At 75.3% G+C, this 16,219-nt stretch carries 11 protein-coding genes; 3 read left to right on the top strand and 8 right to left on the bottom strand.

The genetic code is table 11. The features are described from left to right. Nucleotides 1-109 precede the first annotated feature (109 nt). Nucleotides 110-3,580 carry an ATP-dependent helicase gene (locus HF526_RS07405; protein ID WP_338051346.1) on the top strand — a complete coding sequence of 1,157 codons (3,471 nt, stop codon included), beginning with the start codon at nt 110-112 and terminating at the stop codon, nt 3,578-3,580. A gap of 73 nt (nt 3,581-3,653) precedes the next feature. Here the strand turns inward: HF526_RS07405 and sbnA are convergent, their stop codons facing one another. Continuing rightward, nucleotides 3,654-4,637, bottom strand: coding sequence for a 2,3-diaminopropionate biosynthesis protein SbnA (gene sbnA / locus HF526_RS07400; protein WP_169380521.1), 984 nt, complete (start codon nt 4,635-4,637; stop codon nt 3,654-3,656). Nucleotides 4,638-4,861: 224 nt separating this feature from the next. Here sbnA and HF526_RS07395 point away from each other — a divergent pair, with 224 nt between their 5' ends. Then, the gene (locus HF526_RS07395) at nt 4,862-8,341 is read left to right on the top strand and encodes a UvrD-helicase domain-containing protein (protein WP_169380520.1); all 3,480 of its coding nucleotides are present in this window, start codon (nt 4,862-4,864) and stop codon (nt 8,339-8,341) included. 58 nt (nt 8,342-8,399) lie between these two features. Here the strand turns inward: HF526_RS07395 and HF526_RS07390 are convergent, their stop codons facing one another. From HF526_RS07390 to HF526_RS07365, 6 genes are all read right to left on the bottom strand, one after another. Then, nucleotides 8,400-10,046: a sodium:solute symporter family transporter gene (locus HF526_RS07390; protein WP_169380519.1), complete on the bottom strand. Its 1,647-nt coding sequence runs from the start codon at nt 10,044-10,046 to the stop codon at nt 8,400-8,402. Continuing rightward, nucleotides 10,043-10,384: a DUF485 domain-containing protein gene (locus tag HF526_RS07385; RefSeq protein WP_169380518.1), complete on the bottom strand. Its 342-nt coding sequence runs from the start codon at nt 10,382-10,384 to the stop codon at nt 10,043-10,045. Before HF526_RS07385 ends, HF526_RS07390 begins: the two co-directional genes overlap by 4 nt. Before the next feature lie 161 nt (nt 10,385-10,545). Then, the gene (locus HF526_RS07380; RefSeq protein WP_169380517.1) at nt 10,546-12,240 is read right to left on the bottom strand and encodes a sodium/solute symporter; all 1,695 of its coding nucleotides are present in this window, start codon (nt 12,238-12,240) and stop codon (nt 10,546-10,548) included. Next, the gene (locus HF526_RS07375; protein ID WP_169380516.1) at nt 12,237-12,608 is read right to left on the bottom strand and encodes a hypothetical protein; all 372 of its coding nucleotides are present in this window, start codon (nt 12,606-12,608) and stop codon (nt 12,237-12,239) included. Before HF526_RS07375 ends, HF526_RS07380 begins: the two co-directional genes overlap by 4 nt. 13 nt (nt 12,609-12,621) lie before the next feature. After that, a complete protein-coding gene (locus HF526_RS07370) occupies nt 12,622-13,413 on the bottom strand; it encodes a LytR/AlgR family response regulator transcription factor (RefSeq protein ID WP_169380515.1) in 792 nt (263 codons plus the stop codon). Next, nucleotides 13,410-14,507, bottom strand: a complete 1,098-nt coding sequence (locus HF526_RS07365; protein ID WP_420821594.1) for a sensor histidine kinase — start codon at nt 14,505-14,507, stop codon at nt 13,410-13,412. Before HF526_RS07365 ends, HF526_RS07370 begins: the two co-directional genes overlap by 4 nt. Nucleotides 14,508-14,668: 161 nt before the next feature. Here HF526_RS07365 and HF526_RS07360 point away from each other — a divergent pair, with 161 nt between their 5' ends. Beyond that, complete coding sequence (locus tag HF526_RS07360; protein WP_169380514.1) at nt 14,669-15,775, top strand: saccharopine dehydrogenase family protein; 1,107 nt, start codon at nt 14,669-14,671, stop codon at nt 15,773-15,775. Between the two features lie 10 nt (nt 15,776-15,785). Here HF526_RS07360 and HF526_RS07355 read toward each other — a convergent pair whose 3' ends face one another. Continuing rightward, nucleotides 15,786-16,175: a DoxX family protein gene (locus tag HF526_RS07355; protein WP_169380513.1), complete on the bottom strand. Its 390-nt coding sequence runs from the start codon at nt 16,173-16,175 to the stop codon at nt 15,786-15,788. Nucleotides 16,176-16,219 lie beyond the last annotated feature (44 nt).

Below are 16,219 nucleotides of genomic sequence, written 5' to 3'. Positions count from 1 at the left end.
TCGTGCCAAACCGGGGTGAGCGCTCGAACTGTCGGTGGCACGTGGTTGCATCGCCGTCGTGGCCCTCTCCGATCGTTCGAGCGCCGGCCCGGGTGCACGCCCCCGCCCGGTGCCCGAGCTCGTCCGGCGGCCCCGCCCCGAGGTCCCCGAACCCGGGTGGGACGACGTGGCGCGCCGGGTCCTGGAGCACCGCGCCGGCCTGTTGCGGGTGGTCGGCGGCCCGGGCACCGGCAAGACGACGCTGCTGCTGGAGTCCATCGCGCGCCGGGTGCGGTCGGGTGTGACGCCCGAGCGGATCCTGCTGCTCGTCGGCAGCAGGCGCACCGCGGGAGAGCTGCGCGAGCGGTTGACCGAGCTGATCCACGATCCCGCGCTCGACGTCGCCCCGGGCGGGTTCCGCACCACCCGGGAGACCCTGGTCCGCACCGTGCACTCCTACGCGTTCGGGGTGCTGCGGCTGCATGCCGCGCGCAACGAGGACCCGCCGCCCCGGCTGCTCGCCGGCGCGGAGCAGGACGCGGTGGTGCGCGACCTGCTGGCCGGTGAGCTCACCGGCGCGGCTCCCGATTCCGGATGGCCCGATCGGCTGCGTCCGGCGTTGGGCCTGCCGGGGTTCGCCGCCGAGCTGCGCGAACTGTTGCTGCGCGCCGCCGAGCGCGGTCTCGGTCCCGACGAGCTCACCGAGCTGGGCCACCGGCACGATGTTCCGGAGTGGACGGCCGCGGGCCGCTTCTTCCGCAGCTACGAGCACGTCATCCTGTTGCGCGGGGCCGCGGGCCGGGGGGCGCCGCAGGCCACCGCGCCCGCGCTCGACTCCGCGGAGCTCGTCGCCGCGGCGCTCGACGCGCTGGCGTCGGATCCGGAGCTGCTCGCCGCCGAGCGCGAACGCGTCCGGCACCTGCTGGTCGACGACGCGCAGGACCTCGACCCGCAGCAGATGGAGCTCGTCCGGGTGCTCGGGCTGACCGCGGAGACGACCCTGCTGGCCGGTGACCCCGACCAGGCGGTGCTCAACTTCCGCGGTGCCGATCCGAGCGGGCTGCGCGCCGTCGATGCGGAGACGGCGCTGCTCACCATCGACCACCGCAGCGCCGACGAACTGCGTGCCGCCGCGGCCCGGCTGGTGGCCCGGTTGCCCGGCGCCGGCGAGGGCCGGGAGCGCGTCGCGCCGCCGCGCGACGTCCCCGCCGACGCACCGGAACCGGGTTCGGTGCTGGTCAGGGTCTTCTCCTCGACGGCCAGCGAGGCCGGCTGGATCGCCGACCAGCTGCGCCGGGCACACCTCAACGACGGGGTGCCCTGGTCGGAGATGGCCGTGCTGGCCCGCTCCACCCGCCGGTCGCTGCCCGCGCTGCGCCGTGCGCTGGTGGCTGCCGGAGTGCCCATCTCCGCGCCGCCCGACGAGCTGCCGCTGGCCCGTCAGCCCGCGGTGCTGCCCCTGCTGATGGTGCTGCGCTACGCCGTCCGGCCCGGGGAGATCGACGCCGACGCGGCCGCCGCGCTGCTCACCTCGGCACTGGGATCGGGCGACCCCATGCGGATGCGCCGGTTGCGCCGCGGGCTGCTGCGGCTGCACGCGGCCGGGCAGCGGGGCGGGGCGGGCGCACCCGATCGGCCGGTGCCCGGCGGCGCCGGGGCCGAGGCGGCCGGATCCGCCGGAGCCGGGCCGGCCCACGGAGCTCCGCCCGCTGACGGCACCGCTGCGACGAACGGAGCCGCTGCGGTCACCGGAACCGCGGCGGGCCTGGCCGCCGACGCCGAGCGCTCCGGCAGCGACCCGCTGCTGGTCGAGGCGCTGCGCTCGGCTGCGCACGGCCACCCCGACCCGCTGGCCGCGCTGCCGGCGAACGAGACCGCGCCGCTGCGCAAGGTCGGCGCCCTGCTGGCCGCGGCGGCGGCGGCGGCGCGCGACGGGCAGACCGTCGAAGAGGTGCTCTGGCGGGTCTGGCAGCAGACCGGCCTCGCGCAGCGCTGGAGCGAGGCGAGCGCCCGGGGCGGGCCGGTCGGCGCGGCCGCCGACCGTGACCTCGACGCCGTTCTCGCGCTGTTCGACGCCGCGGCCCGCTACACCGACCGGCTGCCGGGCGCCGATGTCGCCGGGTTCACCGAGTACCTCACCGACCAGCAGCTCCCGGGCGACACGCTGGCTCCGCGGGCGCCCCGCGGCGAGGCGGTCTCGCTGCTCACCGCGCACGCGGCGCGCGGCCGGGAGTGGCAGGTCGTCGCGGTGCCGGGCGTCCAGGAGGGCAGCTGGCCCGACCTGCGGCTGCGCGGCAGCCTGCTGGGCACCGAGCGGCTCGTCGACCTGATGGCGGGCGTCGCCGAGCCCGGTGCGGCCGCCGACACCGTGTCCCGGGTGGCGCCGCTGCTGGCCGAGGAACGGCGGTTGTTCTACGTCGCGTGCACCCGGGCGAAGCAGAAGCTGCTGGTGAGCGCGGTGCAGGGGGAGGACGAGCAGCCCTCCCGGTTCCTCGACGAGCTCGACCCGCTGCCCGCGGGCCCGGCCGAGGGCCGCGTGGTGCACCGGCCCGGCCGGGCGCTCGTGCTGGCCGAACTGGTCGGCGAGCTGCGCCGTGCGGTGTGCGAACCCGACAACGGCGACCCGGCCCGGGCGCAGCGGCGCCGGCGCGCCGCGACGCAGCTGGCCAGGCTCGCCGCCGACGGTGTCCCCGGCGCCCACCCCGACGACTGGTACGGCGTCGCCCCGCCGTCCACCGAGGCGCCGCTGCGGGTGCCCGGGGAGGTCATCCCGGTGTCCCCGTCGGACGTGGAGAAGATCGTCGCGTGCCCGCTGCGCTGGGTGCTGGAACGGCACGGCGGCGGTGAGGTCGGCGCGCTCGCCGCGGTCACCGGGTCGCTGGTGCACGCCCTGGTGCAGGCCAGCGCGGCCGGCGCCGACACCGCGGAGCTGGAGACCGCACTGCGCTCGGCGTGGTCGCGGCTCGACACCGGCGCGCCCTGGTTCGGCCGCCGGGAGCTGGTCCGGGTGCGCGCGATGCTGGCCGCGTTCGACGGCTGGGTGCGCTCCAGCCGGGCCGAGGGCCTGCAGCTGGTGGCCGTCGAGCAACCGGTGCAGCTCGACCTGGCCGGCCCCGACCCGGACGGCGTCGACGGCCCCGACCCGGACGGCGCCGCCCGCAAGGGCGGCCCCTGGCTGCGGCTGCGCGGCCGGGTCGACCGGCTGGAGGTCGATGCCCAGGGCCGGCCGGTGGTCGTCGACATCAAGACCGGCAAGACCGCGGTGACGGCCCGGCAGGCCGCCGAGCACCCCCAGTTGGCCGTCTACCAGCTCGCCGCGGCACTCGGCGCGTTCGGCGAGCTGCTCGACACCGGCGTCGCGCCCGGCGGGGCCCGGCTGGTCTACCTCGCCGACCGCAAGGCCGGTGGCCAACCGAAGGAGCCGGCCCAGCCCCCGCTGGACGCGGCCGGCCTGGACCGGTGGCGGGAGACCGTGCGGCACTGCGCCGAGGAGACCGCGGGCGCCGCGTTTCTCGCACGGGTGGGGCCGGACTGTGAGCGGTGCCCGGTCCGGACCAGCTGCCCGGCGGTGGAATCCGGCCGTCCGGTGACCGTCGACTAGGCCGTCTCGGCGTGGCACCGGGCGGCCGCGTGCACATCGCGGGTGAGCGGGACACGGGCCGGCCGGCTGCGGGTCAGGCCGCCTGGGCGGCGACGCGCTCGTTCGCGGCGAGCACGTCCGGGCCGTAGAGATCCTCAACCCAGTTGGACTGGTAGATGGTGTCGAGGTAGCGCTCGCCCAGGTCCGGGGCGAGGGCCACCGCGGTCAGCCCCTGCCCCTCGTGCTCGGCCAGCCAGCCCATCGCGCCGCTGACGACGGTGCCGGTGGAGCCGCCGAACAGGAATCCGCGTCGGGCCAGGCGGTGGCAGGTGCGGATGGCGTCGGCCTCGTCCACCATGATCACTTCGTCGATGTAGGAATCGTCGAGCAGCGGCGGGCGGACACCCATGCCCAGACCGGGAATCATCCGGCGGCCAGGCGGGCCCCCGAAGCTCACCGACCCGACGCTGTCGACGGCGACCACCCGCACCGACGGGTGCCACTGCTGGAAGTAGCGGGCGCAGCCCATCAGTGTGCCGGTGGTGCCGGCTCCGAGGAACAGCACGTCCAGCTCGGGGAACTGGCGGGCGATCGCCGGCGCGGTGGTGCGGTAGTGCGCCTTCCAGGCGTTGGGATTGGTGTACTGGTTGAGCCACACGTACCGGTCGTCGGAGGCGCACAGGGCGCGGATGTGGTTTATCCGCGCGCCGAGCAGGCCGCCGACCGGATCGGGCTCGGTGATGACGTGCACCTGGGCGCCCAGCGCCTCCATCAGCAGCCGAGTCGCCAGGTTGCATCGGGAGTCGGTCACGCACAGGAACTGGTAGCCCCTGCTCGCCGCGATCGTGCTCAGCGCCACGCCCAGGTTGCCCGACGAGGATTCGATCAGGACCGCCCCGGGCCGCAGGACGCCCTCCCGCTCGGCGGCCGCAACCATCTCGTTGGCGGCTTTGAGCTTGACCGAGCCGGCGAAGTTGAAGCCCTCGCACTTCAGGAACAGCGACTGCCCGAAGACCGGCTGAAGGTCGACGAACAGCCCGTCCTCGTTGAAGGCCTCGGGAACGGAAATGATGGGCACGGCGTTCCCCTCACTTCGTCGGCGCCGTGGTGCGGCGTGATGTGCGTTGGGGAGAAGGCTGCTGTGCGGCGCACCGGGAGGCGATCGGGCAGCCCCCAGAGTTGGATGAGGTGACCCTCCTCCGCGGGTGGGGACAACCCCACCTCGCGGTCCTCGCCGCCGCCGCCCCGAACGGTCCGGGCGGCGGGGCCGGCGCTGTCGGAGCCGTGGGGTAGAACGCTGGTGTGCAGCTGACCCCGGCGGCCCTGGCCGCAGCCCTCGGGTTGCCGCCGCCGACCGACGAGCAGGCGGCGGTGATCGCTGCGCCCGCACGGCCCGCGCTGGTGGTGGCCGGCGCGGGCGCGGGCAAGACCGAGACGATGGCCGCCCGCGTGGTGTGGCTCGTGGCCACCGGGCAGGTGCTTCCGGAGCAGGTTCTCGGCCTGACCTTCACCCGCAAGGCGGCCCAGCAGCTCGGCGTGCGGGTGCGCTCGCGGCTGCGCCGGCTCGCCGGATCCCCGCTGCTCGACGAGCTCGATCCGGGCGGGCAGCGCCGCGCCGCGGTCCTGGCCGGCGAGCCGACGATCTCGACCTACCACGCCTATGCCGGCCGGTTGGTCGGCGAGCACGCGCTGCGGCTGCCCGCGGAGCCCGCCGCCCGGCTGCTCGGCGAGACCGCGGCCTGGCAGTTGGCGCACCGCGTGGTCTCCACCTGGGCCGAGGACCTCGAGATCGACAGGGTGCCGGCCACCGTCACCAGCTACCTGCTGGCGCTGGCCGGCGAGCTCGGCGAGCATCTCGTCGAGCCGGAGGCCGTGCACCGCCTCGCGGTCCGGATGATCGCGATGCTGGCCGACGCCCCGCGCGGCAAGGGGCAGCGCGCCGAACCGTCGCAGACCTACAAGAAGTGGATCGACACCCAGCGGATGCGGGTCGAGCTGCTCCCCCTGGTCGAGGCGTTCGCGGCGCGCAAGCGGGCCGAACGCGCGATCGACTTCGCCGATCAGATGGCGATCGCGGCGCGGGTCGCCGAGGGACATCCGGAGGTCGGCGAGATCGAGCGGGGGGCCTTCCGGGCGGTGCTGCTCGACGAGTACCAGGACACCGGGCATTCCCAGCGGGTGCTGCTGCGGGCGCTGTTCGGCGCGGTGCCGGGCGCGGTGCCGCGCGCGGAGCCGCTGTCGGTGACCGCGGTCGGCGACCCCTGCCAGTCGATCTACGGCTGGCGCGGGGCCAGCGCCGGCAACCTGGCCCGGTTCCGGACCGACTTCCCGGGGCCCGGCGGCGCGCCCGCCGACGAGTACGGGCTGCTCACCAGCTTCCGCAACCCGCCGGAGGTGCTGGCGCTGGCCAACGCGGTGTCCGAGCCGCTGCGCACCGCCCCCGGTGCGGTCGCGGTCGGGGAGCTGCGGGCGGGCCCGAAGGCGGGGGCCGGCGATGTGCGGGTCGCGCTGCTGCCCGACGTCGGCACCGAGATCGCCTGGATGGCCGATGCCATCGCCGCGCGCTGGCGCCGGGCGGAGGAGGCAGGCGCGGAGCTGCCGACCTCGGCGGTACTGGTCCGCAGGCGCGCCGACATGGACCCGATCGCCGCCGCGCTACGGGCGCGCGGGCTGCCGGTCGAGGTGGTTGGCCTGGGCGGGCTGCTCGACACCCCGGAGGTGCGCGACCTGGTCAGCGCGCTGCGTGTCGTCGCCGACCCGCTGGCCGGGCCGTCCGCGGTCCGGCTGCTCACCGGGGCGCGGTGGCGCCTCGGGGTGGCCGACCTGGCGGCGCTGTGGCAGCGGGCCCGTGAGCTCGTCCCGCCGCTGCCCGGCACCGGGCCCGGGCCGCTCAGCCCGGCGCAGCTGGCCCTGGGGGCGCTGCCCGGCGAGCAGGCCGAGCAGGCCGGGCTCGTCGACGCGCTCGACGACCCGGGGCCGGCCGAGAGGTACTCGCGGGCGGGCTTCGAGCGGATCCGCCGGCTGGCCCGCGAGCTGACGTGGCTGCGCGCCCGGGCCTCGGCCCCGCTCACCGACCTCGTCGCCGACGCCGAGCGGGTGCTGCTGCTCGACGCCGAGACCGCGGCCCGGCCGGGCCCGGTGGGGCGCGCGCACCTCGACGCGTTCGCCGACGTCGTCGCCGAGTTCGCGGCCGGCGCCGAGGTGCCCTCGTTGCCCGCGCTGCTCGACTACCTGGAGACGGCCGAGCGCGCCGAGGACGGGCTCACCCCGGGCGAGGTGGAGGTGGCGCGCGACCGCGTGCAGGTGCTCACCGTGCACGCGGCGAAGGGCCTGGAGTGGGAGATCGTCGCGGTCCCGCACCTGGTGTCGCAGGTCTTCCCGGGCCGCAAGATCGGCGGGAGCTGGCTGACCGACCCGTCCGCGCTCCCGGTGCCGCTGCGCGGTGACGCCGACGACCTGCCCGGGCTGTACCTGCCGCCGGGTGGTGACCGCAAACAGCTCGAGGAGGCCGTCAAGGAACACGATGCCGCCCTCGACGCGCGCCGGCTGACCGAGGAGCGGCGGCTGTTCTACGTCGCGCTCACCCGCTCCGAGCACGTACTGCTGGTGTCCGGGCACCGCTGGGGGGCGGCGGGGGAGAAGCCGAAGGAGCCGTCGGAGTTCCTCACCGAGATCCGTGACGCGCTCGGCGGCGAGAGCGGCATCGAGACGGGGGAGATCGGCCCGCCGTTCCCGATCGAGGCGTGGGCCGAGGCGCCCGAACCCGAGGACACCAACCCGGCCACCGCCGATCCGGTCACCGCGCTGTGGCCGGTCGACCCGTTGGGGGCCCGGTCGGAAGCGGTGCACGCCGGCGCGGATCTCGTGCGGGCGGCGCTGCGCGACCTGAAGGCGGCCCGCGCGGCGGCGCAGGCCGAGCGCGAGCGGGGCGATCGGGCCGAGCCGGGTGGGCAGCTCGACCTGCTGGCGATGGGACCCGACGAGCCGCCCGCGCACGAGCCCGGGGCGCAGCTCGACCTGCTGGGGACCGTCCAGGACGAGGCACCCGGCGACGACGGGCCGCCGGACCTGCTGCCCCCGGCCGATCCCGATCCGGAGGGGTGGGCGGCCGACGTCGACGTGCTGCTGGCCGAGCGGGCCGCGGCCGGGGCGCGACCGTCGGTGACGCTGCCGCCGCAGTTCTCGGTCAGCCAGCTCGTCGAGCTCGCGGCCGACGCGGAGGCGCTGGCCGCCCGGCTGCGCCGCCCGCTGCCGCTGCCGCCGAGCCCGCACGCCCGCCGCGGCACCGCGTTCCACGCCTGGCTCGAGCAGCGCTTCGGCGCCGCGCAGCTGCTCGACCTCGACGAGTTGCCCGGCGCCGCCGACGACGCCGCGGCCGGTGACGACGCGCTCGTCGAACTGCAGGACGCGTTCCTGGCCTCGGGGTGGGCGGACCGGCGCCCGGTCGAGGTAGAGGTGCCGTTCGAGACCGTGATCGGCGGGATCGCGGTGCGCGGCCGGATGGACGCGGTGTTCGCCGACCCCGACGGCGGCTGGACCGTGGTCGACTGGAAGACCGGGCCGCCGCCCGAGGCGTCGCGGCTGCCCGCGCTCGCGGTGCAGCTCGGCGCCTACCGGCTGGCCTGGGCGGCGCTGGTGGGCTGCGACCCGGAGCAGGTGCGGGCCGCGTTCCACTACGTGCGGTCCGATCAGACGCTGCGGCCCGCCGACCTGCTCGACGCCGGCGGTCTGCGTGCCCTCGTGCAGTCCGTGCCCGAGGCGGTCGCCCCCGGAAACGGCTAGTGGGGTCCCGGCGACGGTGCCGGGACCCCACCAGCCGTCACCGGGCCGGGTGGCTGCCCTAGTGCACGACGGCCTTCTCGGCACCGGCGCCGGTCAGCGAGCGCACCTCCATCTCGGCGTACCTCGACTCGTCGGCCCGGCTCCGGCCGACCTGGGTGCCGATGTACCCCAGCAGGAACGACAGCGGGATCGAGACCAGGCCGGGGTTGTCGAGCGGGAACCAGTGGAAGTCGACGCCCTGCAGCATCGACGGGCTCCGGCCGGTCGCCGGGTCGATCGGCTTCCCGGACACCACCGGCGAGAAGACGATCAGCACGAGCGTGATGGCCAGACCGCCGTAGATGCTCCACAGCGCACCGGTCGTGTTGAACTTCTTCCAGAACAGCGAGTAGAGGATCGTCGGCAGGTTCGCCGACGCGGCCACGGCGAACGCGAGCGCCACGAGGAAGGCGATGTTCTGCCCGTTGGCCAGGATGCCGCCGAGGATCGCGACGATGCCGATGACCACCGCGGTGATCCGGGCGACCTTGACCTCGTCGTCGGACGACGTCCGGCCCTTCTTGATCACGTTGGCGTAGACGTCGTGGGCGAACGAGGCCGAGGCGGTGATCGTCAGGCCGGCGACGACCGCGAGGATCGTGGCGAACGCGACGGCCGCGATGATGCCGAGCAGGACCGTGCCGCCGAGCTCGAAGGCGAGCAGCGGCGCGGCCGAGTTGGCCCCGCCGGGCGCCTTCTTGATCGCGTCCGGGCCGACCAGCGCACCGGCGCCGTAGCCGAGCACCAGGGTGAACAGGTAGAACAGCCCGATCAGCCAGATCGCCCAGACCACCGACCGGCGGGCCTCCTTGGCCGTGGGCACGGTGTAGAAGCGCATCAGGATGTGCGGCAGGCCGGCGGTTCCGAGTACCAGCGCGAGGGCGAGTGAGATGAAGTCGAGCCGGGTCACGCCGTTCTTGCCGTACTGCTTGCCCGGGTTGAGCAGCGCCTCGCCGGCCTGACCGGCGCGGTCGACGGCCCCGCCGAGCACCGACGACAGGTTCAGCCCGAACGTGCCCAGCACCCAGACCGTCATCACCCCGGCGCCGACGATCAGCAGCACGGCCTTGATGATCTGCACCCAGGTGGTGCCGCGCATGCCGCCGATCAGCACGTAGGCGATCATCAGCATGCCGACGACCGCGATCACGATGCCCTGCTGTGCCTTGTCCTCGACGTCGAGCAGCAGCGCGACGAGACCACCGGCGCCGGCCATCTGGGCCAGTAGGTAGAAGAACGACACCGCCAGCGTCGACGTGGCGGCGGCGGCCCGGACCGGGCGCTGGCGCATCCGGAAGGCCAGCACGTCGCCCATGGTGAACTTGCCGGTGTTGCGCAGCAGTTCGGCCACGAGCAGCAGGGCGACCAGCCAGGCGACGAGGAAGCCGACGGAGTACAGGAAGCCGTCGTAGCCGTTGAGCGCGATCGCGCCGGCGATGCCGAGGAAGGACGCCGCGGACAGGTAGTCACCGGAGATCGCGACGCCGTTCTGGGCCCCGGAGAAGCCACCGCCGGCCGTGTAGAAGTCGGAGGCGCCGCTGCTGGCGCGCCTGCTGACCCGCACCACGATCGCCAGCGTGATCACGACGAACAGGCCGAAGATCGTGATGTTGAGGACGGGGTTGCTGCCCTGGACCCCCTGGGCGAGCGTGACGGTGGGGCTCACGCCGATCCTCCCTGGATCTCGTCGCGGATCTTGCCGGCCAGCGGGTCGAGCCGGCGTTCGGCGTAGCGCACGTACCAGGCCGTGATCGCGAACGTGGAGACGAACTGCAGCAGCCCGAACACCAGGCCCACGTTGATGTTGCCCACGACCTTGGTGGCCATGAACGACGGCGCGTAGCTGGCCAGCAGCACGTAGGTCAGGTACCAGGCCAGGAACACCCCGGTCAGCGGGAAGACGAAGCTGCGCAGCCGGTGGCGCAGGTCCTGGAACTCGGCGCTGGAGCGGACCTTCTCCCAGTCATGGGTGTCGACCGGTGGTGAGGATTCGGTGGTGCTCACGGTGCCTCCTTGCACGGCGGGTGCTCAGGGGGCACAGGAAAGGACCTCGGGCAGGGACGCGAAAGTGGCCCGCGGCACAGCGCCGATGGGAGCGGCGAACGGCCGACGACCGGTCGCCGGAGCCGACGAGCGGCACCGATCGGCACCGAACGGTGCCCGCGTCAGAGCGGCGGGGCCGGTGTCCGGGTCTCGTCGAGGGTCTCGTCGAGGTGCAGCCGCAACATCGCCGAACCGGCCCACCGCGGCGGGTCGCCGCGCAGCGACACCAGCATCATCGTCGCGAAGGCCAGCGGCACCGACCACAGTGCGGGCTGCGCGAGCAGCAGCGCGGGAAGCCCCGGCTCGAGGCCGGCGACCAGCCCGGCGCCCATCACCCCGGCCGAGGACACCAGGCCGACCGCCATCCCGGCGTAGGCGCCCCGCGCGGTGAGCCGCGGCCACCAGATGCCGAGCACGAGCAGTGGACAGAACGTCGAGGCGGCGACCGCGAAGGCGGAGGTGACCAATGCCCCGACGTCGATCCTCGCCGCCGGGAGCGCGAGCAGCACGACCACCCCGGCCGCGACCAGCGTGGTCAGCCGCAGCCGGCGCAGCGTCCCGGGCGCGAGGTCGTGGGAGACCGCGCCGGCAACGGCGAGCAGCAGCCCCAGCGACGTGGCGAGGAACGCGGCGAACGCGCCCGCGGTGAGCAGCGCGGTGAACAGCGACCCCGTCCAACCCGGGTCGACCCGGGCCGGCAGCGCGACGACGACGGTGTCGGTCGCGCCGCTCAGGTAGAGCTCGGGGAGCAGCACCGTTCCCAGCAGCCCGTAGATCGCGGGGAACAGGTAGAACGTGCCGAGCAGCGCGACGGTGATGGCGGCGGTCCGGCGGGCGCTGCGGCCGTCGGGGCTGGTGTGGAAGCGGACGATCACGTGCGGCAGGCCCATCGTGCCCAGCGCGGTCGCCATCAGGACCGACCAGGTCGCGAGCAGCGGGTGGCCGCCGCCGCCGGCGTCGAGCAGCGGGCGCTGCCAGGCCTCGCTGCCCGGGACCGCGGCGCCGCGGATCTCCGGAACCCGGGCCCCGGCCGGGAAGCTCCAGCTGGCCCCGCCGGGCGCGGTGTACTCGCCAGGGCTCAGGGTCGTGGTGGACCCGTCGCCGATCCGGACCGGGGTGGGTTCGGAGATGCTGAGCCGGGTGTCGAGCCGGAAGTCCACGTGCGTCTGCTGGTCGAAGCGGGTGAACTCGACCGGCGCAAGCGCCTCCCGGCGGGTGTCGGGACCGGTCTGCAGGAGCAGCCAGATCGCCGGGGCGACGAACAGCAGCATCTTGAGCCCGAACTGGAACGCCTGCACGTACGTCGCGGCGCGCATCCCGCCCAGGGCGAGCGTGATGCTCACCGCCGCGCCGGCGACCACGACGCCGACCCAGTACGGGGTGCCGCTGACGAGCGTGAGCACCTGACCGGCCGCGGTGAACTGCGGCACCAGGTACAGGCCCGCGATCACGAGGACGACCAGCGCGGAGAACCGCCGCAGCGTCGGCGAGCCGAGCCGGGCCTCGGCGAAGTCCGGGACGGTCAGCGCCCCGGTGCGCCGCATCGGCGCCGCGACGAGGGTCAGCATTGCGAGATAGCCGGCGGTGAACCCCACCGGGTACCACAGCGCCCCCACCCCGTCCTTGACGACGAGGCCCGCCACGCCGAGGAACGACGCCGCGGACAGGTACTCGCCCGAGACCGCGGCGGCGTTGAGCGCAGGCGAGATCCGCCGCGAGGCCACCAGGAAGTCCGACGTGCTGCGCATCGCCGCGACGCCGCGGGCCCCGATCAGCAAGGTGGCGAGCACGACCGGGACGATCGCGAGGACGGTCATCCGGGCTCCCCGGGCGCGCTGTCGTCAGCCCGTTCGGCCTGTTCCGCCCGGTGCAGCTGCCAGAAGGCGAGCCCGGCGAGCGTCGGGTAGGGCAGCACCGCGACGACGAGCCACGGCAGCGGCGCCCCGGCGATCCGGACGGCCTGCAGCTGCGGGAGGGCGTCGAGGACGAGCGGCACGCCGATGAGGAACGTGCCCGCGGCGAGCAGCGCGACCACGGCCCGGCGCAGCTGGATCCGGCGGATGCGCTCGGCACGCTGCAGCTCGGCCGGGGTCAGCCGCGGCGGGTTCAGCGGGCCGTTGCGGCGGGCGGCGAGCGCCACGCGGGTCTGCGGGCTGCTCACCGCGACCCGTCGCTGCCGGGTCACCGCGCGGCCCCGCTCACACCCGGCCCGGCCGCCGGCGCGGGCCGCCGGCCTCGAAGTCACCGCGGGTCGCGGCCTCGAGCAGCAGGTCGCGCAGCTCGCGGGCGTGCCGGCGACTCACCGGGACGTCACCGGCGTCGGTGTGCGCCAGCAGGCCGCCGCTCACGTCGCTGCGCAGTTCCTGGACCGCGGGTACGGCGAGCAGGAAGCTGCGGTGCACCCGCACGTACCCGGCGTGCCGCCAGTGCTCCTCGAGCCGGGAGATCGGGATGCGCACGAGGTGGCTGCCGGTGCGGGTGTGCAGCCGGACGTAGTCGCCCTGCGCCTCGGCGAACCGCACGTCGGCCCGGCGCACGTACCGGGTCCGCCCCGCCAGCTCGACGGGCACCGCGGCGAGGGCGTCGACCACGGCGGAGGGCCCGGGCCCGGGGTCGTGCCCGATGACCCGCCTGACCCGGCCGATCGCTGCGGTCAGCCGGTCCGCGGAGACCGGTTTCAGCAGGTAGTCGACGGCACCGACACCGTAGGCGGACACCGCGTGCTCCTCGTACGCGGTGACGAACACGATCACCGGCGGGTCGGTCATGCGCCCGAGCAGCGACGCCAGTTCCAGCCCGTCCATGCCGGGCATCGAGATGTCGAGGAACACCGCGTCGAGGACGGCACTCTGGATCAGCCGCAGCGCGGTGAGCGCGTCGCCCGCCGCCTCGACGGAGCCGACGGACGCGGAGTCGCGCAGCAGCCGGCACAGCTCGTCCAGGGCGGGGCGGACGTCGTCGACCGCCAGCACGCGCAGCAGCCCGGTCATGACGCGACCACTCCGGGGTGGAATCGGGGCACCCGCATGACGACCCTTGTACCGGCGCCCTCGGCGGTCTCGATCACCAGGCCGTAGCCCGCGCCGAACACGGTCCGCAGCCGGCGGTCGACGTTGACCAGGCCCAGGCTCGATCCCGCCGCCTGCCCGGCGAGGATGGCGCGGGCGTGGGCGGGGTCCATGCCGGGGCCGTCGTCCTCCACCGAGATGACGCACTCGCTGCCTTGCGCCTCCCCGCTGACCTGCACCGATCCGCCGGATTCGGACCGTTCCACGCCGTGCTGCACCGCGTTCTCGACCAGTGGCTGCAGCGCCAGGAACGGGACGGCGACGGGCAGCACCTCCGGGGCGATGCGGACCTGCACGCGGAGCCGCTCGCCGAGCACGGCCCGGGCCAGTGTCAGGTAGGCCTCGATGGCGCGGAACTCGCCGGCGAGGGTGGTGTAGTCGCCGTGCCGGGCGAGGTTGTGCCGGATGTACTCGGCGAAGTCGAGGAGCAGGTCGCGGGCGCGCTCCGGGTCGGAGCCGACGAAGGATGCGATCGTCGTCAGCGTGTTGTAGACGAAGTGCGGGGAGATCTCCGCACGCAGCGCCCGCAGCTCCGCCTGCTCCGCCGTGCCGGCGGACGCCTCCAACCGGCCCCGCTCCAGCGCCTCGCCGACCCAGGCCGCGGCCTGCCGGGCCGCGTTCACCCGGACCGGGCCGGCGACCACGAGCGCGCCGGCGAGCTCGTCGCGCGCCCGCAGCGGCAGCGCGAGCAGGCCCGGTCGCCGGGCCCGGTGATCGCCGCCCAGCGCCTCGTCGACGAGACCGGGGGCGCGGGCGTCCCGGTCCCCGGACCAGACCGCGGTGCCGTGCAGATCGACCAGGCCGATGGCGTCGGCGTCGAGCAGCCGGCGCAGCCTGCGGGCGGCCGCCCCGGCGTGTGGCGACGCCAGCCCCTCCCGCAGCTGCGCGGCGATCTCCATCCCGGCGGCCAGCACGTCCATCGCGTCCGCGGCCGGCCGGCGCGGCGGCCACCTGCGGGGGCGCCGCCGGTCCGGCGGCGCCGTGCCGCCCGGGACGTCCGCGTCGGCAGTGACCATCGACCCCTCCGTCTCACCCGGACGCGTGAACCCTAACCGCCCATCGCGCCCGTGACCGGACAACGGTCTTGTACCACTCCTGACACGGGCTGAGCACGCGTTTCGGGGGAGCCGACGGTGACCGCGGGAACCCTCCCGGTTCACCGGTTAGCCTGCCCGTCATGACCGGGAAGATCGTTCTCTTCGGCGCCACGGGGTACACCGGCGGCCGCACGGCCGCGTCGATGGCGGCCCGCGGCCTGCGGCCGGTGCTCGCCGGACGGGACCCGGCCCGGCTGGCCGGGCTCGCGGAGCGGCTCGGCGGGCTGGAGACCGCCCGCGCCGACGTCACCGACATCGCGTCGGTGCGCGCCCTCGTGGACCGCGGTGACGTGCTGGTCAGCACCGTCGGCCCGTTCGCACAGCTGGGTGGGGCGGCGCTGGCGGCCGCGGTCGGCGCCGGGGCGATCTATCTCGACTCCACCGGCGAGCCGCCGTTCATCCGCGAGGTCTTCGAACTGCAGGGCCCGGCCGCGGAGCGTTCCGGCGCCGCGCTGCTCACCGCGTTCGGCAACGACTACGTGCCCGGTGTGCTGGCCGGCGCGCTGGCGTTGCGCAAGGCCGGGGATGCTGCTGCGCGGGTCGACGTCGGCTACTTCATCACCGGCGGCGGCAAGGGACAGCCGTTCTCCCGCGGCACCCTGGAGTCGTTGGTCGGGGTGGCGACCCGGCCGGTGTACGCCTACCGCGACGGCGCGCTGCGGACGGAGCCGGCCGGCGCCCGGCTGCGGACCTTCGACATCGCGGGGAAGCCCCGCCCCGGTGTGACCATCGGAGCGACCGAGCAGTTCGCGCTGCCCCGGATCGCGCCCGGGTTGCGCACCGTGGACGTCTACCTGGGCTGGTTCGGCCCGGCCAGCAACCTCGTGCACGCCACGCACCGGCTGACCCCGCTGCTGGAGAAGGCGCCCGCGCTCGCCCGTGGCGTCACGCGGCTGGCCCGGCTCGCGGCCGGCCGGGCCGCCGAGGCACCGTCGCCCGCGGTGCTGGCCGCCAGCACGTCGCACTTCGTGGCGGAGGCGTTCGACGCCGGCGGCACCCTGCTGGCCCGCACCCGGCTCGTCGCCCCGGAGGCCTACGCGATCACCGCCGACCTGCTGGCCTGGGGGGCCGGCCGCGCCGCCGAGCACGGCGTGCGCGGCACCGGCGCGCTCGACCCCGTCACCGCCTTCGGCCTGGACACCCTGGTCGCGGGCGCCGCCAGCGCCGCCGTAATCGAGCACCCCTGACCCTGTGGGCTCAACCGCGTTGTGGAGACACGGCGTGGTCACGGCGGACGCGCAAGGCCCACAGGATGAGGGGGATCTGCAGTGGGAGCCGGGCGTAGGCGATCGTGCGCTCGGGCGCGGACCGGTCCGACCAGTCACGTGCCATCTTCACGTTCGCCGGGAACACCGCGGCGAACAGCGCCGCCGCGGCCAGCCCGCCGGGCCTGCGGGTCCGTGGTGCGGCGACCGCGGCCGCGACGCCGAGTTCGGCGGCGCCGGAGGCGAGCGTCCAGAACCGCGCCGATCCGGGCAGCTGATCGGGGACGATCCGGTCGAAGAACCGCGGCGCGACGACGTGGGTGGCACCGGCGCCGGCCAGGAACGTGGCCAGCGCGGCGGCGCGGGACGGGCGCAGCCTCATCCGGCGATCATGACAGGTGGACACCGGGTGAACGGTGTACCGGC

Source organism: Pseudonocardia acidicola (assembly GCF_012911935.1).
Taxonomy (GTDB): Bacteria; Actinomycetota; Actinomycetes; order Mycobacteriales; family Pseudonocardiaceae; genus Pseudonocardia; species Pseudonocardia acidicola.
This window is presented reverse-complemented; position numbering and strand designations above follow the sequence as displayed.